The sequence below is a fragment of the Acinetobacter sp. LoGeW2-3 genome, assembly GCF_002688565.1.
Lineage (GTDB): Bacteria > Pseudomonadota > Gammaproteobacteria > Pseudomonadales > Moraxellaceae > Acinetobacter.
The window spans coordinates 2791809-2818547 of sequence record NZ_CP024011.1 but is presented as its reverse complement, the minus strand read 5'-3'; the positions used below and the strand labels follow the sequence as shown (position 1 = coordinate 2818547).

At 41.9% G+C, this 26739-nt stretch carries 43 protein-coding genes; 36 read left to right on the top strand and 7 right to left on the bottom strand.

Features of this window, described 5'->3' with window-relative positions; translation table 11 throughout:
- Positions 1–91: 91 nt before the first annotated feature.
- From BS636_RS16495 to BS636_RS13655, 7 genes are all read right to left on the bottom strand, one after another.
- Complete coding sequence (locus BS636_RS16495; RefSeq protein ID WP_228206909.1) at positions 92–1522, bottom strand: hypothetical protein; 1431 nt, start codon at positions 1520–1522, stop codon at positions 92–94.
- Complete coding sequence (locus BS636_RS13680) at positions 1519–2637, bottom strand: ATP-binding protein (RefSeq protein WP_099339279.1); 1119 nt, start codon at positions 2635–2637, stop codon at positions 1519–1521. Before BS636_RS13680 ends, BS636_RS16495 begins: the two co-directional genes overlap by 4 nt.
- A gap of 2 nt (positions 2638–2639) precedes the next feature.
- Entirely contained in the window at positions 2640–3062 is a 423-nt protein-coding gene (locus tag BS636_RS13675) for a hypothetical protein (RefSeq protein WP_099339278.1), read from the bottom strand.
- Positions 3063–3280: 218 nt separating this feature from the next.
- The gene (locus BS636_RS13670) at positions 3281–3631 is read right to left on the bottom strand and encodes a hypothetical protein (RefSeq protein ID WP_099339277.1); all 351 of its coding nucleotides are present in this window, start codon (positions 3629–3631) and stop codon (positions 3281–3283) included.
- 95 nt (positions 3632–3726) lie between these two features.
- Positions 3727–4926, bottom strand: a complete 1200-nt coding sequence (locus BS636_RS13665) for a hypothetical protein (protein ID WP_099339276.1) — start codon at positions 4924–4926, stop codon at positions 3727–3729.
- An 11-nt stretch (positions 4927–4937) separates the two neighbouring features.
- Positions 4938–5975 (bottom strand): nucleoid-associated protein, encoded by a 1038-nt coding sequence (locus BS636_RS13660; protein ID WP_099339275.1) that lies wholly within the window; start codon positions 5973–5975, stop codon positions 4938–4940.
- A 108-nt stretch (positions 5976–6083) separates the two neighbouring features.
- The gene (locus BS636_RS13655; protein WP_099339274.1) at positions 6084–6785 is read right to left on the bottom strand and encodes a LexA family protein; all 702 of its coding nucleotides are present in this window, start codon (positions 6783–6785) and stop codon (positions 6084–6086) included.
- Positions 6786–6901: 116 nt separating this feature from the next.
- On the opposite strand from BS636_RS13655, the gene BS636_RS13650 reads away from it, so the two are divergent.
- From BS636_RS13650 to BS636_RS13495, 36 genes are all read left to right on the top strand, one after another.
- A complete protein-coding gene (locus tag BS636_RS13650; RefSeq protein ID WP_099339273.1) occupies positions 6902–7156 on the top strand; it encodes a transcriptional regulator in 255 nt (84 codons plus the stop codon).
- 57 nt (positions 7157–7213) lie between these two features.
- Entirely contained in the window at positions 7214–7705 is a 492-nt protein-coding gene (locus BS636_RS13645; protein WP_099339272.1) for a phage regulatory CII family protein, read from the top strand.
- A 51-nt stretch (positions 7706–7756) separates the two neighbouring features.
- On the top strand, positions 7757–8401 hold the full coding sequence (locus tag BS636_RS13640) for a GIY-YIG nuclease family protein (protein ID WP_099339271.1): 645 nt from the start codon (positions 7757–7759) through the stop codon (positions 8399–8401).
- Complete coding sequence (locus BS636_RS13635) at positions 8398–9369, top strand: hypothetical protein (protein WP_099339270.1); 972 nt, start codon at positions 8398–8400, stop codon at positions 9367–9369. The genes BS636_RS13640 and BS636_RS13635 overlap by 4 nt, the downstream gene beginning before the upstream one ends.
- The gene (locus tag BS636_RS13630) at positions 9366–10124 is read left to right on the top strand and encodes an ATP-binding protein (protein ID WP_099339269.1); all 759 of its coding nucleotides are present in this window, start codon (positions 9366–9368) and stop codon (positions 10122–10124) included. The genes BS636_RS13635 and BS636_RS13630 overlap by 4 nt, the downstream gene beginning before the upstream one ends.
- Entirely contained in the window at positions 10121–10381 is a 261-nt protein-coding gene (locus BS636_RS13625; RefSeq protein WP_099339268.1) for a hypothetical protein, read from the top strand. Before BS636_RS13630 ends, BS636_RS13625 begins: the two co-directional genes overlap by 4 nt.
- Positions 10378–10536, top strand: a complete 159-nt coding sequence (locus BS636_RS16355) for a hypothetical protein (RefSeq protein ID WP_171266030.1) — start codon at positions 10378–10380, stop codon at positions 10534–10536. The genes BS636_RS13625 and BS636_RS16355 overlap by 4 nt, the downstream gene beginning before the upstream one ends.
- Complete coding sequence (locus BS636_RS13620) at positions 10533–10799, top strand: hypothetical protein (protein ID WP_099339267.1); 267 nt, start codon at positions 10533–10535, stop codon at positions 10797–10799. Before BS636_RS16355 ends, BS636_RS13620 begins: the two co-directional genes overlap by 4 nt.
- Entirely contained in the window at positions 10796–11032 is a 237-nt protein-coding gene (locus BS636_RS13615; protein WP_099339266.1) for a hypothetical protein, read from the top strand. The genes BS636_RS13620 and BS636_RS13615 overlap by 4 nt, the downstream gene beginning before the upstream one ends.
- Entirely contained in the window at positions 11029–11418 is a 390-nt protein-coding gene (locus BS636_RS13610; RefSeq protein WP_099339265.1) for a hypothetical protein, read from the top strand. The genes BS636_RS13615 and BS636_RS13610 overlap by 4 nt, the downstream gene beginning before the upstream one ends.
- Positions 11411–11830, top strand: coding sequence for a hypothetical protein (locus tag BS636_RS13605; protein WP_099339264.1), 420 nt, complete (start codon positions 11411–11413; stop codon positions 11828–11830). The genes BS636_RS13610 and BS636_RS13605 overlap by 8 nt, the downstream gene beginning before the upstream one ends.
- Positions 11830–12072 (top strand): hypothetical protein, encoded by a 243-nt coding sequence (locus BS636_RS13600; protein WP_005026858.1) that lies wholly within the window; start codon positions 11830–11832, stop codon positions 12070–12072. The genes BS636_RS13605 and BS636_RS13600 overlap by 1 nt, the downstream gene beginning before the upstream one ends.
- Before the next feature lie 12 nt (positions 12073–12084).
- Positions 12085–12525 (top strand): hypothetical protein, encoded by a 441-nt coding sequence (locus BS636_RS13595; protein ID WP_099339263.1) that lies wholly within the window; start codon positions 12085–12087, stop codon positions 12523–12525.
- 652 nt (positions 12526–13177) lie between these two features.
- Complete coding sequence (locus tag BS636_RS16350; RefSeq protein WP_171266029.1) at positions 13178–13345, top strand: hypothetical protein; 168 nt, start codon at positions 13178–13180, stop codon at positions 13343–13345.
- Between the two features lie 12 nt (positions 13346–13357).
- Positions 13358–13531 (top strand): hypothetical protein, encoded by a 174-nt coding sequence (locus BS636_RS16345; RefSeq protein ID WP_171266028.1) that lies wholly within the window; start codon positions 13358–13360, stop codon positions 13529–13531.
- A gap of 92 nt (positions 13532–13623) precedes the next feature.
- The gene (locus BS636_RS13590) at positions 13624–13806 is read left to right on the top strand and encodes a type II toxin-antitoxin system HicA family toxin (protein ID WP_026441143.1); all 183 of its coding nucleotides are present in this window, start codon (positions 13624–13626) and stop codon (positions 13804–13806) included.
- Positions 13807–13852: 46 nt separating this feature from the next.
- Positions 13853–14257, top strand: a complete 405-nt coding sequence (locus BS636_RS13585) for a type II toxin-antitoxin system HicB family antitoxin (protein ID WP_099339262.1) — start codon at positions 13853–13855, stop codon at positions 14255–14257.
- Between the two features lie 53 nt (positions 14258–14310).
- The gene (locus BS636_RS13580) at positions 14311–14751 is read left to right on the top strand and encodes a hypothetical protein (protein ID WP_099339261.1); all 441 of its coding nucleotides are present in this window, start codon (positions 14311–14313) and stop codon (positions 14749–14751) included.
- Positions 14711–15352 (top strand): putative metallopeptidase, encoded by a 642-nt coding sequence (locus tag BS636_RS13575; RefSeq protein WP_099339260.1) that lies wholly within the window; start codon positions 14711–14713, stop codon positions 15350–15352. The genes BS636_RS13580 and BS636_RS13575 overlap by 41 nt, the downstream gene beginning before the upstream one ends.
- A 45-nt stretch (positions 15353–15397) precedes the next feature.
- Complete coding sequence (locus BS636_RS13570) at positions 15398–15868, top strand: DUF2280 domain-containing protein (RefSeq protein WP_099339259.1); 471 nt, start codon at positions 15398–15400, stop codon at positions 15866–15868.
- Positions 15869–17404 carry a phage terminase large subunit gene (terL, locus tag BS636_RS13565; protein ID WP_099339258.1) on the top strand — a complete coding sequence of 512 codons (1536 nt, stop codon included), beginning with the start codon at positions 15869–15871 and terminating at the stop codon, positions 17402–17404.
- 10 nt (positions 17405–17414) lie between these two features.
- Positions 17415–18899, top strand: coding sequence for a phage portal protein family protein (locus BS636_RS13560; protein ID WP_099339257.1), 1485 nt, complete (start codon positions 17415–17417; stop codon positions 18897–18899).
- Entirely contained in the window at positions 18899–19102 is a 204-nt protein-coding gene (locus BS636_RS13555; protein ID WP_099339256.1) for a hypothetical protein, read from the top strand. Before BS636_RS13560 ends, BS636_RS13555 begins: the two co-directional genes overlap by 1 nt.
- Complete coding sequence (locus BS636_RS13550; RefSeq protein ID WP_099339255.1) at positions 19080–20285, top strand: phage minor head protein; 1206 nt, start codon at positions 19080–19082, stop codon at positions 20283–20285. The genes BS636_RS13555 and BS636_RS13550 overlap by 23 nt, the downstream gene beginning before the upstream one ends.
- A 53-nt stretch (positions 20286–20338) precedes the next feature.
- Complete coding sequence (locus BS636_RS13545) at positions 20339–21310, top strand: hypothetical protein (protein WP_099339254.1); 972 nt, start codon at positions 20339–20341, stop codon at positions 21308–21310.
- 3 nt (positions 21311–21313) lie between these two features.
- Positions 21314–21685: a hypothetical protein gene (locus tag BS636_RS13540; RefSeq protein WP_099339253.1), complete on the top strand. Its 372-nt coding sequence runs from the start codon at positions 21314–21316 to the stop codon at positions 21683–21685.
- Positions 21686–21690: 5 nt separating this feature from the next.
- Positions 21691–22770 carry a major capsid protein gene (locus BS636_RS13535; RefSeq protein ID WP_099339252.1) on the top strand — a complete coding sequence of 360 codons (1080 nt, stop codon included), beginning with the start codon at positions 21691–21693 and terminating at the stop codon, positions 22768–22770.
- Between the two features lie 10 nt (positions 22771–22780).
- Positions 22781–23128 (top strand): hypothetical protein, encoded by a 348-nt coding sequence (locus BS636_RS13530; RefSeq protein ID WP_099339251.1) that lies wholly within the window; start codon positions 22781–22783, stop codon positions 23126–23128.
- A gap of 7 nt (positions 23129–23135) precedes the next feature.
- Positions 23136–23576, top strand: coding sequence for a gp436 family protein (locus BS636_RS13525; protein WP_099339250.1), 441 nt, complete (start codon positions 23136–23138; stop codon positions 23574–23576).
- A 7-nt stretch (positions 23577–23583) separates the two neighbouring features.
- The gene (locus BS636_RS13520; protein WP_099339249.1) at positions 23584–24081 is read left to right on the top strand and encodes a phage virion morphogenesis protein; all 498 of its coding nucleotides are present in this window, start codon (positions 23584–23586) and stop codon (positions 24079–24081) included.
- Positions 24056–24478: a hypothetical protein gene (locus tag BS636_RS13515; RefSeq protein ID WP_099339248.1), complete on the top strand. Its 423-nt coding sequence runs from the start codon at positions 24056–24058 to the stop codon at positions 24476–24478. Before BS636_RS13520 ends, BS636_RS13515 begins: the two co-directional genes overlap by 26 nt.
- 9 nt (positions 24479–24487) lie before the next feature.
- Entirely contained in the window at positions 24488–24658 is a 171-nt protein-coding gene (locus BS636_RS16340; RefSeq protein ID WP_171266027.1) for a hypothetical protein, read from the top strand.
- On the top strand, positions 24658–25413 hold the full coding sequence (locus tag BS636_RS13510; protein WP_099339247.1) for a hypothetical protein: 756 nt from the start codon (positions 24658–24660) through the stop codon (positions 25411–25413). The genes BS636_RS16340 and BS636_RS13510 overlap by 1 nt, the downstream gene beginning before the upstream one ends.
- A 107-nt stretch (positions 25414–25520) precedes the next feature.
- Positions 25521–25772, top strand: a complete 252-nt coding sequence (locus tag BS636_RS13505; RefSeq protein ID WP_099339246.1) for a hypothetical protein — start codon at positions 25521–25523, stop codon at positions 25770–25772.
- A 4-nt stretch (positions 25773–25776) separates the two neighbouring features.
- Entirely contained in the window at positions 25777–25971 is a 195-nt protein-coding gene (locus BS636_RS13500; protein ID WP_150129003.1) for a hypothetical protein, read from the top strand.
- A gap of 40 nt (positions 25972–26011) precedes the next feature.
- Positions 26012–26575: a hypothetical protein gene (locus BS636_RS13495; RefSeq protein ID WP_099339244.1), complete on the top strand. Its 564-nt coding sequence runs from the start codon at positions 26012–26014 to the stop codon at positions 26573–26575.
- The last annotated feature ends 164 nt before the right edge of the window (positions 26576–26739 follow it).

The window sequence follows — 26739 nt, the reverse complement described above, 5'->3', positions numbered from 1 at the left end:
TCAATTCCAAACAGATTGATATTTCTATAAGTCTTAACCCGACCCCTGTACTGCACAAGCAGCACACGGGTTATTGATGAATACTGGTAACTCATGAAGCCTCACCAGCTTCAGTGGGTAACTCAAGCTCTATGCGACGCTGTTCAATAAGCTCCATTAGTCGAGGTTGAATCACTTCATCGCATGCAGACACATCAATTTCCAAGGAATCCAGCTCAGTCAGATCTTCAGCTCGTTGAATACGTACTGCCAGTGATGGCTGCTCATTAGCATCATTCAACTGCACTAGGCGTTTATGGATTGCATCAAGCAGTGGCTTACGCTGTTCTTCCGTCCAGGCTCTGGTGTATCGAACTAAAGAATTTGCTTCAGCTGGTGTATTAGCTTTTTCGGCACGATCCAATAGGTCAGTAAGCAATGTTTGATATTCTTCATCTTGAGCCTTGTTCTGTACCAGCTTTTCAGCCTCATGCTGCAATCTTTGAAGCTCAGCAACACTTAAGTTTTCAGGTGGCTGCTCTTCCTTAGGTTTGGGCTGGTTTAATTGATTAGCTGCCTCATTGATCTGGTTGCACAACTGTTCTTGCAGATCAATATTTAGCTTGTCATCCGCAATGATTGCGCTGCTTAAATCAGCCAGCTCATTTGTTGTGGTGCATGCCTTAATTTGATCAATGTAGGCAGTACATGCTTCACTTTGTATTGCAAATTTTTTAAGTGAATCTACTGTTACCGGCTTTTTAGAAGCAAAAAGAAGTTCACGTTTTTGTGCAATACGATTTTTGAGTTCACTGTATTCAGTTTCAGTTAGCTTGTGCTGATTGCTATCCAAATTACGTTCAACGCCTTTTAACTCATAATCTGAACCACATTTTTCAATAGCTTCGATAACCTTCAGAATAGCTGGATCTGTTTCATCAAGTTCAGCAGGTTGAGCCGCTGGAACCTCAGTAGTAACAGACGGATCTTGTACTACAACTTCGATAGGTTGAGGAACTTCTGGTTCAGGCAGCTTTTCAATATTTGGTACAGCATTAACTGGGCCAGCTGGAATGCTTGTCTGATCAGCTTCACTCTTAGCCTTGGTTGAACGTTTCTTTTTAGTTTTACCTGTATTGTCGATTGTTGGTGAATAACAAATAACTCGACCAAACAGCTTACCCATTGCCTCTAGTTGTAACACTGCATTTTTATTATCTGCCTGGGCAAAGCCATTACGCACACAAGCAAAATATTCCCCATTCTGTTTACTGTATTTAACCAGGGAAACGTGATCAGGATGAATAATAAAGATTTCCTGATCTTCCACGACATCATCAAGCGTTAAAGGCTTAGCAAAGGTAATACCTGCAAGTTCCATAGTTTCAACTTTGATAGAGAACTCATAGCCAGGCATTGCAAAGATAGTTGCCGGGAAACGATCCAGATCATCAAAATCCATTAACCCCCCAACGGCGCGGCACATAATATTTCGACCAGCCATCATTGCTTCAAAAGCTTCTTTTCCGTTTAAAATCTTCATGCCATTGATTCCTTTGCTAATTGTTCAATTTCTTGTTGTACCGCTGCCAGTTTGCTGGCTTCAATTTGGTTCAGTGCATCAATCCCCAGGTGTTCACATACGGTTTTGGCATCTAGGCCGCGTGTATCAATGAATTCTTGTAGTTCAGCCAAACTTTGATCTGATAAGCCAAAGAACTCAGCTGGATCAGACCAGCGCTTTTGGTCTTTGTTGTATGTGCAATCAAGTTCTTTAGCTCTTGATTTGACAGCATTCCACATGTTCAACACGTAGCAATGGCCTTGTGGTAATGCTTCAGTAAGCTGATTTAAGTCACTTGCGTATTGCGCTTCAGCACAGCTCTGCATCCAGTTGTCTAAGTCTTCTTGAGCTTTGATCGCAGCAAGTTGCTCTGGTGTCATGGTGTTAATGTGGTCCTTGGCCTGTTTGATCAGATCAGCCAAGAATGTTGGATTCTCTTTTAGGTCAGGAACCCACACCTCACCAGTTTCACCACCTAGACCGCCTGCATTTTTTGCATGATGGGTAGGGCACGGTTTAAAGCTGATCACCCGGGCATTCTTGCCTTCACCAGTAGTTACGGTGGTCAGATAACCCATGATGTCTGCAATGCGGTATAGCTCATTACGGTTCTTCCCACCCAGATCAGGGCGATAGATCACCTGGTCACCACTTTGATCTTCTGAGGCGTGAGCAATAAACACCACGTCTTTACCTGCTGAAATTAGGGTATTCACGTACTGCTTAAAGATGTTATTTGCCAGACCTTGAGCCTTAAGTTTCAAAGAGCCATCTTTTTGCTTATTGGTATTGTTCAGCATCAGGTGAGTTTTGATGCTTTCAAGCATTGCGCCTACCGTATCAATAACCACAGTGTTATAAGGCGCCAGGTCTTGTGGAGTAAGATTGGCAACATCGGCCCATTGATTAACCTGAACTACTGCGCCACGACGTAGTTCACCGGTACGATGTGCACCTTTGTCAAAGTCGAATGAAATCGCTTTGTCACCAGTGAAGCCCATTGATGTTTTACCTAAGCCAGGATCGGCATACAGGTAAGTGATAATTGCAGAAACCTGTAAAGGTTGATTAGCTGGAATAATTGGTAGTGCCATGATTACACCTCCACCAGGTTATTTTTTTCAATAAAAGTGGAGAGCAATAAATTGATATTGCGGTGGTCGTTGTGGTCAGTGAAATCGTTATACGGATTACCATTCGCATCGGTGATCTTGTCTACTGCCAGATTGGTGATTTCAACCGCTGTAAAGTCAGAACCTGGAACGCCGTAGCTATCAGGATGTGCTTCAAAGTCAAAACTGACCTGTACACGGAAACCGTCAAGCTTTACAACAGCAACTCCAGTTTCACCATTGACTTGAAGGGTTTGTACGCCGTAGTCAGAAGGCTGGGAATTGCCATAGCTTGGCTTGTATTCAGTCGCTTCCGGTTTAGCAATTAGAGCTAAGGCAGCAAGTGTTAATGCTGAAGAAGCAAGAAACACTTTTGCAGAGTTGAAAGGATTTGGTTTTACGTTCATAATTTATTTACTCACAGGTAAGTTGTGGGTCACGCCTCAGGTTGCTACAACAACGCTGAGGTTTTTTAATGTCTGTGAGAGATAATTTAGTATTTACTAAATAAACTGTCAATAGTAAATACTAAATTAATTTAGTGAAAATTAAGTCTTTGCTAATTTTTATGCTTTAATAGACAAAAGAAAACCCGCATATAGCGGGCTTTCTAAAAGGTTTTAGATCAACATGATATTCGATCTTTTTCTTTATAGTAGCTTATGACTTTCTCAAGATCTTCCTTAAGTTGGTCTTGAGTATTCTCGGGTGATAGCTTCATGAGAGCAGGGACGTATTCATCATAGTAAGTAGCAGGGTAGTCTTTACAGATGATCTGTTTGCGTTTATCCATAGGTGTATTGGGATCATCTAGCTGATCCAAGAAGTAGCCAATCTTCTGATCAGCCATTTCAAGCTGAATAACGTCTGTAGATTCTTTTCCAGAAGGGATGGTCGTGTCAGACTCTTTAGGTTGTTTCTGGCAGCCAGTAAAAGCATAGGTGGTAAGCAGGGCAATAAAAGCTATTCTTTTCATTATGGTTTCTTATTGTTATTGGTAGAGAAATTATAAGGTATTGATAGAAAAAAGAAACCCACCGCTGGGGTGGGTTGATAGGCTTGTATTAATTATTAAACACTTTGATAGAACAGGACTGACGTATAAGTAGCTAAAGCAACACAAATAATAATTGAAATACTAATATTTGACATGATTCTCTTATACCTTTTATCTACCTCACCTTTTACACTTTGAATTTTAAGCTTTTCATCCTCAAACTTTGCTTCTAATGCTTTAAAAACTGTGGTGTATTCTTCCTGCATTTGAGTGACTGTGCTACGTTGCCCCCAAATATTTAAGATCATAATCAATACCATGCAAAGTACAGTCATTAATACAATAAAATTCTTAGTAAAAAGATAGTTACTTGGTTCACCTATCACTTTCATTTGAGCAGTTGCAAACCAAATACCGGCTGGAATAGCAAACATTTTAGTCGCCACTGAATCAAAGGTGTCATTTAACTTTTTAACGTATTCTGTTTTCTTTTCATTATATTCTTTACGTACTTTATCGAAGGTATAATCTTCTACATAACTTTGATAACTATGGTTAATATTCGTGATTAATGGATTCAAATTTCGAATCAAATAACTGAATCGAATTTCTTCAATTTGATCTTTAACAAAAGCTGTCACTTCTTTACACATGAGATGAATAATAGCCTCACGGTGCATGTCAGATTTTATAAATTTTTCTAAGCTTTTTGTATCAATTGAATAATTTAAATCATCTTCAGAAGCTTTAATTTTAAACTTGTAACTACGATTATAAAAAATACAATCCCTATCAGCACTTGACTCTTCAGATAAAAACTTTATGAAAGAATATAGCTCACCCATAGCGAGATAATTTTTAAATTTACTATCGGTAGAAATACTCTCAAAATAACTTCCAGTTTTAGTAAGAAAAATATTCTTAATAGGTTTCTTTATATGATGTTCATATTTAAGAACAGTCTCCCAGCAATCACAGATAATGAAATTATGCCCTAAACTAATATTATTTTTATTTAACCTAACTTCAAAAATATATCTACTTTCAAAGAACTTATCTTGAATCCTGTCTAAATTTACGCCTGAATCACGCTGCTTCCCATCAATTTTTACATCAAGACTACCTGAAACTAAAGAGTATTCACTCAAAGTTTTTAATGAAGCAAGTTTATCTGAATCTAGTTCCATCCAGCATATAAATTGGTCATGACTTTCCTGTCTATCATGCATAGACAGGAAGACGTCACGATAAATTTGCGCTGGATTCATGGTCATATCTATTCATCTTAATCGTTTTTAACTGTTGCAGCCCTAAGCTCTGCAACTAAATTTTCTGACAGTAATGAACTATCAATCTTAAGTATATCATCTTCAAAATTAATTTTATTGTGCAGAAGCTCTCTGGAAAAAGTAATTGAAAGATCTTTTCGCTTACTGCTTAATTTCATGAAACCTTTCAATTCAGTGGTATTAATCTTAATTATCCCTGATAAGTTATGCCCATCACTGGCATATTCGAAAAATTCTTCACTATGTTCTGAGAATACCCTCTTAGCTAGATTACCTAGAACAATGTCATCACCTTTACTAATACACTCATTGATGTATCCATAGGCCGATGAAAGATATCCATCTACTTCTTCTTGAGGTAAATTTAATTTTACACTAGCAAATTTTTCAATTGCTTTCCTTAACTGTTTAGTTTCTTCAACAGCAGCCTTGTTATCGACCTCACAACCGATAAATTTCTGGAAGTAATCAGTTACCTGCTCCGACTGACCATTTTTAAAACGGATATATCGCTCTGCGAATTCATCACGCCATTGAGTAATATTAATTGTCGCACCCAAATGTAATTTTTCTAGGTCAAGAATTTCTTTCGCAATAAAATCAAGATTAGGATTAATATCAGTTGCATTGGATTTGTTGATGACTGCAACAGCTAATTTAGTGTGCTCTTCTCCTTTAAACTCAAAAAACACAAGAAAACCGCCAGTAATACTTTTATTTTCAACGAGAAAAGTTTTAAAGTATTCTGCTAACTCCCTTGTCATTTCAACAAAGTCTAGGCAATTGTCACCAGAATAAAAATTATCTAATCCCTGTTCAAATGCAGGTTTCTTATCTACATCTTTTCCTATTGAGAATTGCCCTACAATTAAACTAGATTTAGAAAATAGCTTTAATAAACTTTCTGCTAATTCGCCGCTTAATGAACTTAAATCATTCTCTGTATCTTTAATCTTAGAAATTAAAATTTCTGTACTTTTTTTATCTTCTTTAACGCGTCGAATTTCATGAACAATAATATGTTGAATACTCATAAATCACCTAAAACCTTATAATCGTAAAGCATTTATTTCCCCACCCGATAAATAAGTGCGTCGGGTTCACAGTTAATTTCCCCAAGCCGCATATAGCGGCTTTTATTATTAGTACTTAAAGTCTTTATGGTGCTGAACAACAACACCAATGATTGAAATTTCGATCTGAGACGAATTGTAAGTAGGGAAGTCTGGGTTTAAGGGAACCAGCTCAATAATATCTACACCATGTTCATTGACCCCAACAACACGGTATTTCTTAAAGGTAGTCATCGCTACACCATGCTGAATTTCCTGAGCAACGACCAATGAACCAGGCTTTGGATCCAAGGCTGCATCCACAACAATTTCATCACCTGGCATAAACTCGGGAGCCATGCTTAAGCCATCGATCTCTAACGAGAAAACAGCATTAGGGTCTTTGCCTTCGTAGGTTGTATAAGTCTCATCTTTCGGATGAACTCCATCGTATACAACCTCTCTCCATATGCCAGCTTGCACAAAATCTAACACCGGAATCTTCCTTAATTTCCTTCTTGACGGTCTTACATTAGAAACTGGGGCAACCACTTCAGACCGAGTGTCAGGCATATCCCTATCTAAATATCCAGCTTCCCAGCCAACCTTTTTCTCTAAATTTCGAGCTGCGCGCTCGCCAAAACTCCCATGACCTTTCACAAGTTGAGATATATGGCTTGGATTCAGGTCGTAATGCTCACAAAAAGCAGCATCCGAAGAAAACCCCTCAGATTTTAACTTGGCATCAATAGCCTGGCGCAAATTGGCGCGTCTTAAAGAAATTATATCCATTTTGGTATTTCACAGACTTTTTAGTAAAAAGTAAATTCGCAAACACTAAATCTTTATTGACTTATTAAGTGATAAAAATTAGTATTTACTAAATTTAATTAGTAAAGGAGATTAAAATGTCTTCTTCCCAAACCATCGAACTAAAAAACTATCTAAGTCAATTAACCCCTAGTGAGCGAAAAGCATTCGCTAAGCGCTGCCAAACATCCATCGGATACTTAAATCAGATTATGTATGGCAACAGCAAGTGTGGCGCTTCTTTAGCAATCAAGATTGATAAAGAAAGTAACGGCCAAGTGAGTTGTGACTCACTGTGTCCTGATGTGGATTTTGAGTACATCAGAACTCAAGCCTTATCACTAACCGCTTAAATCAATTATCAATAACTTGGCGTTTTAAATAAACGTGAATGTAAACAAGGAGTTCACATGGATATATCAAAAGAGACTAAAACCGCTTTACACAAGATGGTGCACCAGTCGAAAGGAATCACACCGAAAGAATTAGCCGATGTTGTTGGCGTGTCTCACAACACAATTCTGAACTATGCCAATCCTAATATGGAAAACCACCTGCCAAGCCTGAAAGCATTCGAAGTAATGCTGACCTATACGCAGAACCCAGCCTCATTAAAGGTGTGGGCCCATAAATTGGGTTTTGCATTGATGCCGGTAGAGCAAGCAGAAGGAAAAGATCATCAATTAGGCGTTCTTGAGTCACTACTTGGTATGAACGTTGGTAATGGTGCAGCGAACAAGCAGGTTTTATCTGCTCTGGAAGATGGTGTGGTTACACCTGCTGAAATGGATGAGACAGATCGCATCCTGGAAGAAATCGAACACAAGATTCAGTCTTTGCGTAAAGCCATGAAAGGCGAGTGTGCAAAGTATTTATCAGCTCTACAAACAGAAAAAGCCTGATGTGCGAGATCAGGCTTTTCCGGTTGTTCACTAACTGACAGGAAAGTAAACATGAATATGATGACACAATTTAATCATAATCAACAGAGCATGTCTAGCAGCAATGAGCTTGATTTCAACTCAATGAATCATGCTCAAGCTGTTAATCACCTAATACATAAACTTAAGGACAAGCAGAAGCTCACATTTGCTGAGCAATGCGCAATGTTCATGGTGACATTGGCTCAACACCCAGTAGTCATGACCCGCGAAACAGTGATTGCCATAGATGGTAATACTGAAATCTGGGATGAAATTCAGCCTTTAGTTTCAAGTGTGGCACAAGCGTTTCCAACAGCTTGGCAAATGAGCTTGTCTGAAGCAGGCGCATACATGTGCGGCTTAAATGCAGATGGCACGGATAAACCGCAAAAAAATAAGAATAGTCCTGCCAAAAAACTGGTGTGTAAAACCTACATTGTTCGCAAGCAAGGAACTCATGAAGTCAAAATCGGAAAGAGCATCCATGTTGAAAAGCGTATCCGCACATTAGAGACACAATCAGGTGCAAATCTAGAAGTTCTTACCATCATTCCTAAAGATATTGAGGCCATGCTTCATAAGCAGTTTTGTGAATTACGCACGGTGGGTGAATGGTTTGATGATTCCAAAGGGTTAATTGCTGCATTTGCTGCAAAGCAAGGTGATGCAGCATGACGGCTTTAAAAAAACATGAGGACAATATTGTCCCGTTCAGCAAAGGTAAAAAAATGGCCGACAAATTTGACAAGGGTTATGTCATGTCAAGCCGCCTTTACCGCAATGAAGTTGAGCCTTTTTTAAGTGATGCAGCAATGCGGATCTATGCGCGATTGGAGAATTACCTAACCGGATTTAACAAGGAATCTGATTACGTTAGTTACTCTCAACTGCAAGGCAATAAAAACCTTGTTGGGTCTCGTACTCTTGGGCGAGCAACTGTTGCTAAAGGTCTTAAAGAGCTTACTGAACTTGGGGTTATTAGCATCATTGGAAGTCATCCAAAGTTTGGCAATAAGTATCTTTTGAATGAGGTTTCTCTAGTTGAGAAGTTCAGTAAAAAGACTAGTTCAAAATCCAAACTAGTTCAGAAAGTGAACCGCACCAGTTCAGAAAGTGAACCGCAACCTAGTTCACCAACTGAACACTCAATAGATATTACTTATAGATATTTAAATATAGATATTTATATAAGCCCGCTTCGCTCCAACAAGTTGATCGTTATTTTTAACAACAGCCTATTTCTTGAAAAACAGGAACAGGCAAAAGCCGAAGCTGAGCGAAAAGAAAAGGCTCGTAAATTATCTTTTGATGAAGTCATTCAACTGACATCAGAGAAATTTAAAAACCTATGTGATTTCGATCTTTGGGAGCAGTACGTATCTAGTCGTTCTCTAACAGCAAAAACCAAACTGACCAAAAATGCCCTGAATACGATTTACAAGGATTTCCAGAAATGGGGATATGAGGGCAGCAATCAGTCTCTGAAAACATCGATCACTGGTAACTATCAAGGTCTGTTTGAACCTAAGCAGAAAGCGCCATCGGCACCAGTTCAAAGCAATCGCAATGTGAATCAGGCTTGGGGCCAAGTTCAGCAATATGCTCCCGCTACCGATGACATCGATCTGGGAGGCTTGCTATGAACGTAAACGCTCTACTTGGTTCAAAAGTTCAGATCAGTTCTGAATACTGCGAACGTCACCAGATGCAGAAAGTTCAATTGGGTAACCAGGCGATCTGCAAACAGTGTGCTTCTGAAATCTTAAATCAGGCTCATCAGGATCATGCAGCCTCTGTCAATCAGATGGTCCGTGAAAAGCATTTTGAAGGTGCCAAGCTTCCGACTCGACATGCAAACAGTGGATTCAAGGAATACATCACTGAAAACGATGGTCAGCGAAATGCTAAAGCTCAGTGTGTGAAATTCACCAGAGACTTCCTGGAAGGCATTACTCGCAACCTGATCATGGTTGGTCGTACTGGTACTGGTAAAACACATCTGTCTTGCGCCGTGGCTCGTAACGTACTTTCAGCGCGTAAATATGCCCGCTATGTCACTTCTGAAGATATGGCTAATGAGATTGCCAACGCTTGGAAAAAAGCCGATGACAACGAAGCCAACGCAATCTGGCGCTATACCGATTATGACCTTCTGATTCTGGATGAATATGGATTGCATGATCGCCATGAAAACCGCCTGCAACTGGTTCACAAGGTTTTATATGCGCGTTATGACGCAGGGAAGCCAACCATGCTGATTTCAAATATGACCAAGGGTGATTTGGCGACTGATTTAGGTGATCGGCTATGGTCCCGGTTCCAGCATGACGGATTGGCTGTGGTTGAGTGCAATTGGATGGATCAGCGTGTAGGGAAAAGCGCAGGGGGTGGGGTGTGAAATTAGATCTTACTGATCGTCAGAATCAAGTATTGCAATGCGTGATTGATGCAAAACAACAAAAGAAACGCCCTTATACCAAAGGTGTTGTATCAAGAATGCAAGAAAAAGGCTTCCAAATTACTGAAAGACAATGTGCGTACGATCTTAGTGTTCTTGCTCGCACCAAAGGAACTGGAATTATTGGTATGCGCTGGGGTGGTGGTCGGACTCTATGGATTTACGACGAAGGTTGTATCCAGGAAGGTGCTGCATGAAAGACCAAAACGACAATAAAACCGTGGATTGGGTTGAGGTCATGGCATTGCGGTCTGCTTATAACCAAGGCGTTAAAACCCCGGAAACACGTGAAGCATGCCGGATTTATATAAATGAGCGCAGGAAAAAGAAAGCTAAACGGGTGGCGGCATGAGTAGTGAGCGAGACCATAGCTTTAGCAAAGCGGCTGTTTTAAATCGCGGAATTGATGTCTTGCTGGTGATTCGAAACACACCAGTTGCGACATCGAAGGAAATAAGAGACCAGGCGTTGCCGTATTTAACTCTTCGATCCACTCAGCGTTATTTAAAGACATTGGTTCAGGCTGGGTTAATTGGGGCAATTGGTGGTGGGAATGATGAATACAGATATTTCCTGACACCAAAGACAAAGCAGTTATTTGGGGTGAAGGGATGAACTTAATCGAAAAATTGGGATTGGAAAACGCAAAAGCACTTGATGGGATGCTTCAAAAGCATGGTGTGCCTGAGAGCTGGAAAATCGCTGTAATCAATGGAGTGTGGCAAAGAAGTTCGGTTGGTTTTACTCATGGTGAATTACGCGCAGCCATCGCAGATCACGACCGTACTGACTATGTAAGTGATATCCGTAATCATATTGCGCCGACTACGAAGGTGATTGAGAGATGAGTGATTTTGATGAATACATAAAAAACAAATATCCGTCTGACTATTTGCTCATGAAGGTTCGCTACCCAGATCAAGAGTTATCTGAGTTGTATTCAGATCAATTTGAGGTGTGGCAGCACCGACAGGCCGAAATCGACGATTTAAAAGCCCAGCTCAACAACATGGAACAGTGTTATATCGAGAAGAAGAAGGGGTTGGAGGATCAATTAAATCAAACCAAAGATGCCTGTGGCAGATACGACCGACTGTATGAGGAATACAGGTTGTTAGGGTTGTTGGTGGGTAATTACCGAGTATTAGCACAAGAGGTTTTGCCGCGTTGCAGCCGGGAATTGCTTGAAAATATTGAAGGGTGGGAAAAAGCCCTGCGAGGTGCCAATGACTGACTTGATTATCGGCATCGATCCAGACTTAGAAAAATCAGGGGTGGCTGTCTTAAAAGACGGCTCACTCCGAGTCTGCAATATGAGCTTTTATGACTTATCTCAGTATTTTGAAGTAAACAAGAGCGAAATCAAGAAAGTGGTCATCGAGGCGGGTTGGCTGAATAAAAAATCAAACTTCCGTTTCGGGCATTCTAAGACCGCAGGAGAGAAGATTGCCAAGAATGTAGGGGAGAACCACGCAACAGGTAAATTGCTCGCAGAAATGGCAAAAGAATGCGGTTTAGCGGTGGTATTGGTTAAGCCGACACGCACAAAGCTGAAGGCAGAAGATTTTAATCGAATTACAGGTTGGCAAGGCAGAACGAATCAAGAGCAGCGGGATGCTGCGATGTTGATTGTGGGGATGAAGTGATGAGTACTAATAATTTTGATTGGGCGCTTTATTCAAATGGTAAGTATTGGCTTTATGAGCACTGGAATGAGACCAATACAAATATCTATGGAAAAGCCAAATTTGACTCTAAAGAAGACTTCTTAAAACACGCAGGCAAACACTTAACAACAGAACAGATCGAAACTTTAGAACAGGGCCAAAGCGTTTCAATCCCTCAGCAGGATGGGACTACCTTGTTTTTTAAATACGTGAATTTGTAAGAGGGAATAGGGATGAATGCGATGGTTAAGGCTGAAGTAATGGATTGGGATCGTTTTAGTATTGAGGATTGGTTTAAGCAGTATGGGGCATACATCCAGATTTCACGTATGAAGTCAGGTAATGAGCCGGACTCACTTGGGGTAAATCAGATCTACTGGCTGATCTGTGAGAACAATAAAGGGGTGGCACCGCGTAAGGATCAGTTGATTTGTAAGATTGATGATTTCGAAGCAGAGCAGGTGCGGAAGCTGATTGTATCCATCAACAAATCAGAAGCTATTTGTTCTTCAGCAAAAGTAGCTGTGAGCATTTTTATTGATAAATGTGTTCGTGGGATGTCATTGCGTCAACTCGCTGATGAGCGCCGTCTTGGAAAATCTTCAATCGATAGTATGGTGTATTGCGGAAAATTTTATTTAGCAGGACATGACAAACGTTTGCGTATTGATTAACCACTTGCTTGTCCGGACAGGATATGGCATATTTCTGTTATAGTGATCGAAGTGTACGTTAAAGCACTAGATTAATTTAAAAGCTCGCCAAATGGTGGGCTTTTTCAATGCCCTGAGAAATGCCCGTGTAAGCAATATCTGAACGCCTAGTTTTAACAGGATTCAAAAAACAACCCAAAACAAACCGATTAAAACAGTTTCTTTGTATTCTTCATACATTGTTATTGGGCTATAGGTGCTATTTTAAAAATCACTCCATGAATGATGATGTAGCTAAAAACCATAACGAAGTATTGAATCCTACCCGCTTAGCTTTCCCCAGTTAAGCGGGCTTTTTTATTTGAACTATATTGTATTTTTGAAAAATTGAATATATATTAAGCGCTTGCAAGATATACATATTTGACGCTGTAGTTTCCTAATTTAGACCTTCATCTCCCCAGGTGGAGGTATTTTTTTATCTGGAGAAAAGCATGCTCCAATTTATATTTTGTTTATTTGGTCTGCATGGTGCGACTGAGATTAACGACAATAAAAAAGAATGTCGTGACTGCTTAAACGAAGTTAAATAATTCGCCGAACGTATTACGGCATCTAAGACCCTGCTCAATTCTAGATATTGGCAGGGTTTTTCTTTTCTTATGGGTGATTCATGTGGCAATTCTTACTTGGCTTTATCGTGGCTTGGGTTATTTGCAGTTGGTATACGCATATCTACGTGGCAAATGAATGTGAGCGGTTAGGTGGATTCTTTGTTGGATCGAAAACCTACAAGTGTATTGAAGTGAAGAAACTTGATGAAGAAGAACAAGACTGGTGAGGGGTGCGACTTATGACAGACAAAGTACAAGCTAAACAAGACTTAGAATTTTGCAGTGCTGAGCTGTCTAAGTATCAGAACCTCAGTAGATTTGGATTGACGCTTAGTGAGCTGCATGCAATTGACGGCATCATGATTAAGCTGAAAGAACGTATTAAGAATTTGCGTATGGCGCTATATGCATGATTGGGAAAAATTTATAAAACATAACTCTGGGGTTATTGTTTAAATATAACTCTGGGGTTATAATTGCTCCATAACGTTAATATGGGGGTTGAATGAAAAGTCTGGATTTAATCAAGATGATTGAAGCAGACGGTTGGTATCAAGTTAGATGTAAGGGTGATCATCATCATTTCAAACATCCTACTAAGAAGGGGTTGGTTACGATTCCTCATCCTAAAAAGGATTTACCACCTGGCACTGTGAATAGCATTCTGAAGCAAGCGGGTCTCAAGTGACCCGCAGCAATTCCAGATAAATTTAACCTTTTTTGGGAGTGGGCAAATGTTATATCCAATCGCAGTAGAGAGAGGCTCAGACAAAGAAGCCTACGGTGTGATTGTCCCTGATATTCCAGGTTGTTTTTCAGCAGGTGATACTTTTGAAGAGGCACTTGAGAATGTGAAAGAGGCAATCGCTGGACATTTAGAGATTTTAGCTGAAGATGGTGAGGATATTCCTTTGGCATCCGAAGCTGCTAATTTCTTTGATAATGAAGATTATCAAGGTATGGTTTGGGCAGTGGTCGATATTGATGTAAGTCGTTATCTGGGTAAGGCGGAAAAAGTAAACGTCACTTTACCAAGCCGCTTAATTCATTTAATTGACGATCGTGTGAAGAAAGATGCACGTTTTAAATCACGCTCAGCATTTTTGGCTGCGAGTGCAGAAAGAATGCTTCATGCTTAACTGGTATTGAAATAAGAACCCGCCTAGTGCGGGTTTTTTAATGGGCAAAATTTATGGACATTGATCGATATAAAACCCTGACGGATAAGAAGCCCATTAAAACAAAACCACGTACCAGACCACTACCTAAAGCTGGTGAGAAATATCTAGAAGCATTCGAGCGATTAAAAGAAATCCTTGATCGGATGGAAATCAAATACGAAGAATACTTCCACTTTAAAAGCACCAAGCACTGGCGCTTCGATCTGCACTTGATTGAGTATCGAATGCTGATTGAGATCGCTGGTGGTCCCTGGTCTGGTGGACGTAAAGGCAAGCTGGCAACTAAAGCCTGGAGCATAGATCGCTATGACCATGCTGAAGAAATGGGATATCGCTATCACCGATTTGAAGTATCTGATATCTCATCATCCAATAGGGCTATACAGTGGCTAAGAAACTTAAAGGCATCACATGGAACAGTTCAGACCATTCCCGCCGTCGGATCTGATTGATCAGGCTGAGGAAGAGGAAGCGATTCGCTTGGCACCAGCACCAGAGCTTAAAGAATGGGTCGTGAAGAATTGGCTCACTTTAGGTAGTGAACTGCATAACCCGGATCATGACCATATTGCTGAGCTACTTCACGATAATGAAGAGTTCCTTGCATTTGCATGGGCTTCATCTGCCGCCGTAGCGAAAAAACGTATGGTGCTTGGCCAATGTGAAAAGGTCATGTTTAACGTCGGTGGCTGGAAGAAAGCACGCCAGGAACAACAGATGCGGGACTGGTTCGGCTTTGTGCCTCAATACCTCATCACCATTGATGCCACTTATTGCGAACAAGCCTCAGATCGTGACTTCTGCCGTTTGATTGAGCATGAGCTATATCACATAGGCGTTGAACGCGATGAAGACGGCGAAATCATTTATAGCGATATGACTGGACTGCCTAAGCATTACTTAGCCGGCCATGATGTTGAAGTGTTCTTTGGTGAGACTAAACGATGGGGTGCAGACGAATCTGTTAAGCGGCTTCTGGAAATCTCCAAGAATGCGCCGTTTGTATCTGAAACTAGTATTGCGGCGTGCTGCGGGAACTGTGTGATTGGTTAATTTTTTTGCCCGCTTTCCTTGACGCACCTTGACGGATTGTGACTTATGGCAAGACTTAAAAAACATGAAAAAGCCTTTATAGTTCGATCACTTGCACAGTTTATGGAGCCATCGCAAGTAGTAGAGGCTGTCAAGGAAAATTTCAAGATTGATGTATCTCGACAACAGGTGGAATGTTATGACCCAACAAAAGTAGCGGGTGCTGACTTATCGCAAGAATTCGTAGATATGTTTTATGAGGCGCGTAAGAAATACATTGAGCAGCCGATCTACAACATTGAAGGTGCTAACGACATTGTACAACTGCAGATTCTGAGTGATCTGTTGGTATCTAAAAAAGGCAATGTCGTTATGGCTATTAAGCTGATTGACCAGATGCAAAAGATTGTTAAAGGCCACTATGAAAAGAAAATAGAAATTACCGGTAAAGACGGCGAACCACTTCAAACAACAGTCGTACATGCTACTCAAGAACAGGTTGAAGCTGCAGTGAAGAAGGCCCAAGAGGAATATTAAATGGATCTGCAAACACAGGTTGAAAAGAAGCTGTGTGAAGATGAGCATTTATATTTCACCCGGCGATTCTTTAAGCCCCGTATGGGATTTAAATTTACGGTGAATTGGCACCACGTTTATATCTCATGGATTATCGATCAGGTCATTGCTAGTGAGATTGCAAACGTCGTCATCAACGTTCCACCAGGGGCCGGAAAAACTGAACTGACAACTAATCTAATCCCACGCGGCTTGGCTTTAAATGCACGTTCTCGTTTTCTGTATCTATCCTTCTCGCAATCACTGGTTGAGGGGGTGTCGGATACAGCGCGTGATATTGTGAAGTCGAAAGACTACCGCCTGATGTGGGACTTAACTGTATCAAATAGCACCGACTCTAAGAAAGAGTGGAAGATTACGGTTGAGGATTACGATGTTGGTCATGTGTATGTTGCCTCCATGGGTGGACAGGTAACAGGACGGCGAGCAGGGACGCTGGCGGATGATGGCTTCACTGGCTGTATCATCATTGATGACCCATTAAAGCCTGAAGATGCTTTTAGTAAGATCAAGCGGGATGCTGCGAATCGCAAACTACTTAATACGGTGAACTCGCGTAAAGCCAAGTCTGATACACCCATCATCATGATCATGCAGCGGCTTCACACGGAAGATCCGACTAACTTCGTCATGACGGGAAACCTGCCTGGTGAATGGACTCAGATATCTATTCCAGCATTGATTGATGATAAGTACATTGCAACCCTACCAGAGCATATTCAAAAACTGGTACCGCAAGATGCCGAACGTGATGAGCAAGGTCGTCAAAGCTACTGGCCCAAGAAAGAATCATTGCAATCTCTATTACAACTCGAAAAGGGTGGTAAGGACAAAGAGGGCGCAACGGTATCTCGATATACATTTTCAAGCCAGTACATGCAGCAGCCTAAGAAATTAGGTGGTGACCTAATTAAGTCTGAATGGTTTGGATTCTATAAAGACATTCCAGAGCTTCAGTGGCGCGCCGTCCTTGTCGATACAGCACAGAAAACCAAAGAGCACAACGATTACTCCGTATTCCTGCTGGTGGGTATGGGGGTAGATGGCAAGCTGTATTTGCTAGATCTTTTGCGCGGTAAATGGGAAGCACCAGAGCTTAACCGTCAGGCTAAAGCATTTCTGGATAAGCACAAGGAATACACTTGGCATACCAAACCAATCCGCTACATGAAAGTAGAAGATAAGGCATCTGGTACCCAACTGATCCAAACACTTGGCACATACTCTGGTGTTGCTGTGATTCCAGTCCAGCGTAATACAGACAAGCTATCCCGTTTCATGGATGTGCAGGTCCATCTTGAGGCGAACTATAAGGATAAACCTGAAGATCGTTTTGTGATGGTACCTAAAGATGCACATTGGATCGGTGAATTCTTTGAAGAATGTGAAGCATTCAATGCGGCATTTACCCATGATCATGATGACCAGGTAGATACGCTGATTGATGCGATTGAAGACGCAGTGATTGCAATTAATTACAGCCCACCAGCGGCTTAAGGTTTTATTTATGGCTAAGAAAAGTAAAAAGTCTGAAAATAGTAAGCCCGAATCTGGTGCACTCTATTCTCATGAAGCTGAACAGGCTTTAATCAGTTATCTAACCAAAATGCCAGACGGCGATGAAGTTCTGCGAAAAGCAGGGGTCACTCGTCCACGCTTGAAAGTCATGATGTATGACGATGAGATTTATCAGGCTATTGAAAAGCGCCAAGATAAACTTGAGAGTGCATCATGGCGTGTAGAACCAATGGATCGACCAGAGTCCAAGATCATTATGGAGCATTTGCGCGAGTGGTGGTCTGAGATTCTACTGGGTGCACAAAATGCCCGTTGGTATGGGTATTCAGTCCTGGAAGCGATTTACACCAAGCCGGAAGAGCCAAGCCTACATATTGACGGTGACACTATTACGCCGTTTATTGGGTTTAAGTGGATTGGTGAAAAGCCAATGCAATGGTATGAGCCTAGAAATGATGGTCGTCTGATGTTGCTGGCTAACTACAATACGACTCGGCAGGATCAAGAAGTGGACCAGCGCTTTAAACACTTTTTGACACGTTGTAAATCTACTTATGAGAATCCATTAGGTGAGGCTCTTTTAAGTCGACTGTACTGGGTCTGGTTCTTCAAAACGTCTGGCTTTAAATTCTGGGCCAAGTTCGTTGAAAAGTTTGGCTTGCCAATGCTGGTTGGTAAAACTACTGGCAAGACGACAGATATGCGTGATGCATTACTCAAAGCACATGCAAGTTCAGTGATTGCTCTGAGTGGCAGTGATTCGGTAGAAATCCAAACAGCCAATACCAACGGCAATGCTTCCCAGACATTTGAAGTCTTTGACAAGAACTTAGAGCGCCGTATTCAAAAGGTGATTCTGGGTCAGACTCTCACATCCGGTACAGATGGCTCTGGATCACGTGCCTTGGGTGATGTACATCTTGAAATACAAAACTCAAAGTATAAAGCCGACGTACGAATGATCATGCCAACGATCCAAGCCATTATCAATGCATTATGCGATCTTAATGGTTGGGAGCGCCACCGAGTCATTATTGGTGAAGAGAAATCACTTGAAGGGCCTAAAGCAGACCGTGATGTGAAGCTAAGAAATGCTGGTGCAGTCTTAACGCCGCAATACTTTAAACGCGAGTATGGGCTTGAAGATGGCGATGTGATTGAACAGAACCAGATTGGCTTTAATCAATTCTCTGCATTACCGCGTCAGGCCTTCAACTTCAAGGCAACAGTAAACAAGCTCTCACCAGAACAGCAGGAAGTTGAAGAGCTGACAGATGGCCAGGATGAATTAACGCTGCTTAGTGATGCTGAGATTAGGCAGTTAGCAAGCACGTCGGAAACTCCAGAGGTGTTGGCGTTCAATCTTATGCAGCTTATCCCGAATGCCACCAAAACTGAGTTTACAGCCAAGTTAGATCAGGCTTTATATGCTGCGGATATTTTGGGGTATGTGACTGCAAGTGGAGGTAAGTGATGGAAGATATTCAGGCGTTATATGATGAGTTTGAAGAGTTTTGCACCAAATATTGTGGACTCACTTTCGATGAATTCTCAATATATCAGCGTAAGAAATTAGGCCATTACTTTGATGCTCGTGATGAATATTTCAAGCTTTGGTTGAATGCAAAGCATGTATATAGCAAGGATGCCGGCAATGCAACCAGTTACCTTCCTTGAGGCACTTCGTTACGCTCACAGTAAAAAGATCGTGCTACCTGATGAGTTTTATTCAATGGACCTTAAGACCCGGCAGATGGCAATTACGGTTAGCTTTCTATCGAGTCTTGAGCAGATTGAGACTGTCATTAAGGCAGTGAACAAATCCATTGCTGACGGCGGTACTTTTAAAGACTTCCAGAAGCTGATTGAAGAATCTGAAATCATTCTGCCAAAGCATTACCTGGACAATGTATTCCGTACCAATATCCAGAACGCTTATGGTCATGGCCGGTGGCAACAACAGCAACGGAATAAGGCTAAACGACCTTACCTGATGTACTCGGCGATCAATGATAGTCGAGTGCGTCCAAGTCATTTGGCCTTGAATCGGATTGTGTTGCCGATTGATCATCCATTCTGGCTAACGCATTACCCGCCGTTGGGCTTTCGTTGCCGGTGCACAGTGATTGCCTTAACTGAGAAACAGGCGCTGAAATACGGTATTACGCCTGATGATCAGTTGCCAGAAATTGCCGAGGCTTTGGATTGGTCATCGCATCCTTTGCAGTTTGGTGAACTTGAATCTTTGGTTGATAAAAAGATCAGCACTTCAAGTCTGGATAAGGAATACCTACTCGAACAGAAGGAAGTTATCAAGGCTGAATGGACAGCAAGTAAAAAGCTCACCAGTCTATTTGCTCCGATGGATGATAAGACTCGGGACCTGTTTGATACGGTAGCCAATACGGTAATTCCACTTGATCCAAGTATTCGGCCAAGTGCGATCCGTACCTTTCTAGACTATGTGCAAGGAAATGATGCCGCACTGACTAGCTATTTAAACTCCGCTACAGGCTCACTAGCTGATGATGTACTTAAGCGCTGGCTTAGTACCGATATGGCAGCAATTCAGGCTGTGGCAAGTAATACGGCTTCAACCGTAGTGGGTGCTGCGACACTTAATCAAGTAGCAGCATACCAAGTTGGGCAAACTGTCCAGTTGAATGCGCCGTTGCTGATGGCTGATACAGCTTCAGATATCGTGATTAAGATTGAGAATGCTAAAGGCTTGGGTGTTGATCTGGATATGTTGAATGCTGGTAACGGTGTTCTCATGCCGATGGGACTATCTTTTGAGGTGGTTTCGATTGAGGCCATTGAAGGGCAGATGGTTTATACACTAAAGCCTTTGTTGAACTAATTTTAAAATGAATATGACCGCCTTTTGGGCGGTTTTTTTATGGAGCATGAAAAATGCCAAAAGAAGAGGAACATAAGCCGAATCAGTATTGCTTCCAGGTTGGAAATTTAAATGTCGACCAAGCCGAAGAAGGCAAGAAGAAGCGGACTTTCTCCGGTATTGCATACAGTGGTGAAGTTATTACTGATCATTGGTATTGGGATCGAATCATCTTTGATCTGGATTCTATGCAAATTAAAGGTCGAATTCCTGCGTTACTGGATCACTCAACCCGACAACGTGCTGGAGCCATTAACAGCCATAGTATTGACCACCAGAACGGTCTAACAGTTTCAGGCGATCTAATGAGTAATGAATTTGGTACTCAGGTTGCTCAAGACTCCGATGACGGCTTTCCATGGCAGATGTCAGTTCGCATTGAACCCTCTGCAGTTGAAGAAATTCAAGCAGGTGCATCAGTCACTGTAAATGGAAAAGTGCATCAAGGGCCTATCACGGTTTTTCGTGGTGGTCGTATTCGTGAAGTGTCTTTCTGTGCTTTGGGTGCGGATGACAACACAAACGCCGTGGCAGCAAGTCACTCTCCAAAACAATTCAATCAACCAGAGGACACAGACGTGACCGAATTAGAAAAGGCTCAGGCCAAAATTACCGAATTGGAAGGTCAGGTGAATACTTTGACTGAACAAAACAAACAATTCGCAGCTGCAAAACGTGAAGCTGAAATCACTGCATTAGGTAAAGACCTAGGCAAAGAGTTTAGCGCTGAAGATGTTGAAGAAATGAAAAAGCTTGATGATTCTGCATTTGCATTCTCGGCCAAGCAGCTTCGTCAGTTCTCGGCAGGAAGTCAGCAACCACCAGCAGGGCAACAACAGCAACCAGCACCAGGTGTAAATCCGGCATTTGCTCATTTGTTTACTCATCAGGCAAATGGTGGTCAAGGTGGTCAGTCAAATAACAATGACACGCACAAATTCACTTCTGGTGCACAAGCATTCGCAGACCAAAACAAGGGGAAATAATTCATGAGCCAGGTTATTCCAAACATTACGGTTCAGTCTAAAAAGCTGGTCCTAGACAATGAAAAGTTACGTCGTGCTAATGCCAAAGTAACTACAGCTACGGCGTACAAAAAGGGTGATTTATTAGCATTATCCGAAGCTAATGTACTTACTCATGCCGCTGATGAAAAAACGTGGGATGTAATCTGTGGCCAAGATGTTACTGCTGCAGAAGCCACTATCAAAGCAGCTGCTGGAATTGAAATTCCAGTGTATTACGGTGGCGTATTCAGCATTGAAGCAGTGTCATTAAGCGGAACTTTGCTTGCTGCCGCTAAATACGATGCAGCACGTGCCAAAGCAACTAAAAACAAAATCGAACTTTCTAAGGTGTAAACAACATGCCACAGTCTTTTAATATTGAAGGTGCTCCACTTGAACTTCTTGATGTGGGTGAGCTTGCACTGATCCACTCGAATTATCGACCAATGGACACTTGGCTTCTGGATCAACTATTTCCAAATCGCCCACTATTCACTCGTGATGATGTGCCTTTGGCTGAGTTGTCTGCTGAACACGATCTAGCACCACTGGTATCACCACAACAACCTGGTAAACCATTTGACACCACTCAGTCTGGCGAAGTTCGTCATGTGAAGCCAGCTTACTACAAGCCAAAAAATCAGGTTACCCCAGCAGAAACATTTGAAATTGCTTTGCTTGAACGTCTACGTTCTGCAGGTATTATCTCAACTGGCAATCAGCAGTTATCTGATCAGGAAAAGATGGTGATTTCCCAGATCTCAGTCATGAAGCGTAACCATGATGCGATTGATAATTCGGTCATGATGATGGCGATTGATTTACTGAAAAATGGTAAATACGTTCTTCATTCAGATGACTATGAATACAACCTGGTGGATTACCGTCGTGATGCATCATTAACGTACTCACCAGTGACTGCATGGAATGAAGTAGGTGCAAAACCAGTTGATGACATCAAGCGCATGCTGGAACGTCAATTAGCTGCAGATGGTGGTGAGGCTAAGAAAGCCATCATGTCTGGCTCAGTATGGGCTGCACTATGGAATGATGCAGAATTCAAAAAAGAATTCGTTACGCCGTATGCAGGAATTTCAGTTCCGGTTAATCCAAGCTTTGGTGTCAAAGAATCTGCGACCTTTAAAGGTACGTTTGATGGGATCGAGTTCTGGGTATATGACGCAACCTACCGCAGCAAAGGTCAGGTGAATCGTTTTATTCCTAAAGACTTCTTCTCGCTGGTATCTGATACCAATGGCTCTGTTGCTCACTGTAAGATTAAGAACATGCTGGCCAACGGCGTTGCCCAACAGTACTTTGATCGTCAATGGTACTGTGAAGATCCAAGCGGCATTATTTTGATGACTGAATCTGCTCCACTGGTTGTGCCTTCTAATAAGAACGGTGTGGTTTGTGGTACCGGCTTTATTACCTTGTAAGGAGTAGAAAATGCCAAAGTATATTGCCAAACAATCCATCGGGCACTTTATGCCAGGTGACGAAATCAAAGGGCTTGAAGATAAAAAACTTCAGGCCCTTTTAACATCTGGAGCTATTGAAGAGGCGAAAGCCAAAGAAGAACCTAAAGCCGATGGCACAGCAGCACGTTTGGTTGAGCTTGAAAAGGCTAATGCTGAACTGACCAAAGCTAGTACCGAATTGGCTGAACAGAAGGCAAAAGCCGAGCAGGATCTAACAGCTGCAAACCAAAAGGCGGTTGAGCTTGAAAAGGCTTTATCTGACGCTCAGGCAGCTTTGAAAAAAGCAGAGGCTGAAGCTAAAAAAGCAGCCAAGTAGGTGACCCATGTATGCGACTGAAGCAGATTTGGTCGCACGATTTGGTGATGAGATTGAGGGTTTGAAAACGATGCTTCCTTCTCAGTCTTCAGTAACCGATGCAATTCAGGATGCAACAGAAGAGATTAACGGTCACATTGGTGGTCGTTATCCTTTGCCGCTTCCCAATGTGCCGAGTAATTTAAAGCGTATGGCGTGTGACATCGCACGCTATCGGCTTTACTTTCAGCAACCCACTGAAGAAGTGCGACAGCGTTATGAAGATGCAATCGCATTTTTAAAACGTGTGGCTGACAACAAAGCACATTTGCAGATTCAGTTACCTGAAACAAACCAGATCGTGGATGACCAGCCTAAAGGGCGACCATCAACGGCACCAGTCGGTACTTCATATACCGGTGGTGTATTTGGTGATGCCACTTTAGACATGATGCCCAGCATGAAGTGAGGTGTTTATGGCTTTCGCAATAACCATTCGAGCTGATAGTTCACCTATTGAAGCGGTGCTGAGTCAATTAGGTGACTTTGATTCACTCAAGAGCCAGTTGTTTGATGAGATTGGTGCTGGGTTGGTCAACAGTACTCAGCATCGGTTTCTAACTGGTACCGGTGTAGATGGCAATCCATGGCGGATTTCATGGCGTGCACGTATGCAAGGCGGTGAAACGCTGCGTGATACTGGTCGTTTAATGAATTCCTATACTCACAATGTGCTTTCAAATGGTGTGGAAGTGGGTACAGATGTTGCCTATGCACCTCATCTGCATTACGGCGCAACAATCCTACCCAAGAATGGTCAATACATTACTTTCGCGGTGGGTGGTCAATATCGAAAGGTTAAGCAATCCATTATTCCACCTCGGACTCAGCTTGGTATTGATGCTGAGGATGAAGTTATGGTTTTAGACATTGTTGGGAGTTTTATAGATGAGCACCTTCTTCGCGGTACGTGATGAGATTGCAAATAAGCTGAAAGAAATTCCAGAGTTTCTAAAGATCTATACGCCGTTGAATTCAGTCACTGTGACGGAGATGTCGCAGGTTGCGCCGTCGGCACATGTCAATTTTGTCCGTATAGATAAAAAGGCAAGTGCAGGCCGTGGAAGTATTAATCAGATCGGCCAGCAATGGGCGGTCACGGTGGCGTGTCGTAATGCTCAGTCTCAAATGACCGATGGACGTGCTGTAAGTGATGAAGCAGGGCTTTTGACCGAGAAAGTAATTCAACTGCTTTCGGGTTGGCAACCTCAAGCATCACGGACAGCGCTGGAAATGATTTCGGTACGGGATGGCTACAGTCCTGGCTTTGCATACATCACGATTATCTTTGAATCACAAAAATTCATTTAGGAGCCAGTCATGGCAAAACAATATAAGGCAACTCAGCCTGTCGGCCGCTTTCAAAAAGGCGATATGGTCGGCGGATTGGATGGTGCTCAGATTAAAAAATTACTGGCAGATGGTGTGATTCAGGAAATGCCTGAACCTAAAGCTGCTCCAGCCAAGAAAACCACAGGGGATGAAAAGTAATGGCTAAAGAATATATTTCATTGCAGGGTAAATTCTACTTATCCAAACTAACCAATGGTATTGCTGGTGCTATGCGTCACCTTGGCAACGTGCCTGATTTTGAGCTTGAAATTGGTGCAGACATTATTGAGCATCAGGAATCAACATCAGGTAATCGCACAACTGATTTCACAATGGTGAATACAACCTCTGTGAATTTCTCTGGAACACTTGAGGAAGTGGACAAAGATAATCTGGAGTACATTGTCTCTGGTACAAATTCTGAAGTTGCAAGTAACACCATCACTGATGAGTCTCTAGGGACTGTGGTTACTGGTCAGGAAATTCAATTAAAGGGTTATAACTTATCCCAAGTGTCTTTTAAGGATTCTGCTAGTGGCACACCAAAAACACTTACCGATGATCAGTACACCGTGGATGCTAAGTTTGGCACTGTGATTTTCCATGACGTGGCTGATCTCACGATGCCTATTCTGGCAACTTATACGACTGGCGCCGTAACACATACCACTTTGGCAAACAACTTTAATGAAGAATATGAATTGTTCTTCAAAGGGGTGAATACAGCAAATGGTAAGCACATGGCTGTGCGCTTATGGCGTACCAAGAAGTCACCAGAAACAACTTTCCCATTGATTCATGAAGAGCTGGGTCAGTATGAAATCTCTGGTCAGGCCTTATCCGATGTGGGTAAAGAAACAGACCCAACACTTGGCTTATATGGTCATATCGTAACGATTCCGGCAACAAGCTAAACCCATGCAGGCACAAAGAACCTCCACGGCGCTATGCGTCTTTTTTTGTGCCTGTATTTTTCACTGATGCTATAATTGAAGCAGAATTATAAGCATAGGTGAGAATAATGAACCTCTACCGAATCACACGCAATGATGACCCTAGTTATGATGAATTCGTAGGCTTGGTTGTGGCAGCTAAAGATGAGGAATCGGCAAAGCAAACAGCTTATATGGCACAATACGATCATAAATATGCCGACCTAACACTGCCATATGGTACACATTTTAATGGCAATAATATTCAAGTTGAATTGATTGGCATTACAGACAAGTTTAAAGATGGGTATATTGTCTTAGCTGATTTTTTGCATGGGTGAGAAGATGAATCATCGTGAGCAGATTGAAATTATTGAAAGACAAGTTGCAGCCAAAGGCTTTTGTAGTAATGATGATTCAAAAGCACTGAAGTATCACAAAAAACTCCAAGCTAAACATCCGCTCGATGAACTGATGGCGGAAATTAAAAAACCAATTATCAAAGCCTTGGATTGGATAAGCAAAACCCTATTTAAATAGACCGCCACTAAGGCGGTTTTTTAATACTTGAGACCCCATCATGAATGATTTTTTCCTAGCAACGAATCGCAGTATCAAAGTGAATGACATTGAAGTACGTCAGATCCAGATGAAAGACTTTGATCGGTGGTTAGCGCATGCTGAAGTACTGAAAAACTTCATTAAAGACCAAAATCATTCAGATGAGATTTTGACAGGGCTATTCAAGGCTCACGGTGTGCAAGTCATTTCGACCATGGCATGCGTTACCGATCTGGACCATGAATCACTAATGAAACTCGCTGCTGATGAGCAGGGATTTAAGGATCTGCTTAAAGCTGTACTGCTGGTCAACCAGGCTTACTTCAAATATGAAAAGCCTAAATGTGGCATCAAAAAGCCAACTACTGAATCTACCTGGTTCGATTCATTCCAGTTTCTGGTATCCATGGGTCATCAACATAGCGAAATTATGAAAATGACCTACGGCGCATTCCAGGCTTATGTCAAAGCGGCAAACAAGTTGTATAAACAGGGAATCTTCAATAACGCCGTAGCAGCACGTGTAGCACAGTCTGACAAGAAAGGTTTTGAATCATTTAAAAAAGAAATGGTTTCGGATTGATCATGCATCACCCTAAAGTTATTATGGGAAAATAATAATTTAGGGGGATAGTTTTGAAAAAATTATTATTAGTTTTGTGTTTGGTATCGGGGTTTGCATATGCTGAGAAGACAACAACAAGTATCCGAGCGCCGTCGGGTGACCTGGTAAGAGTCGGGGACAGT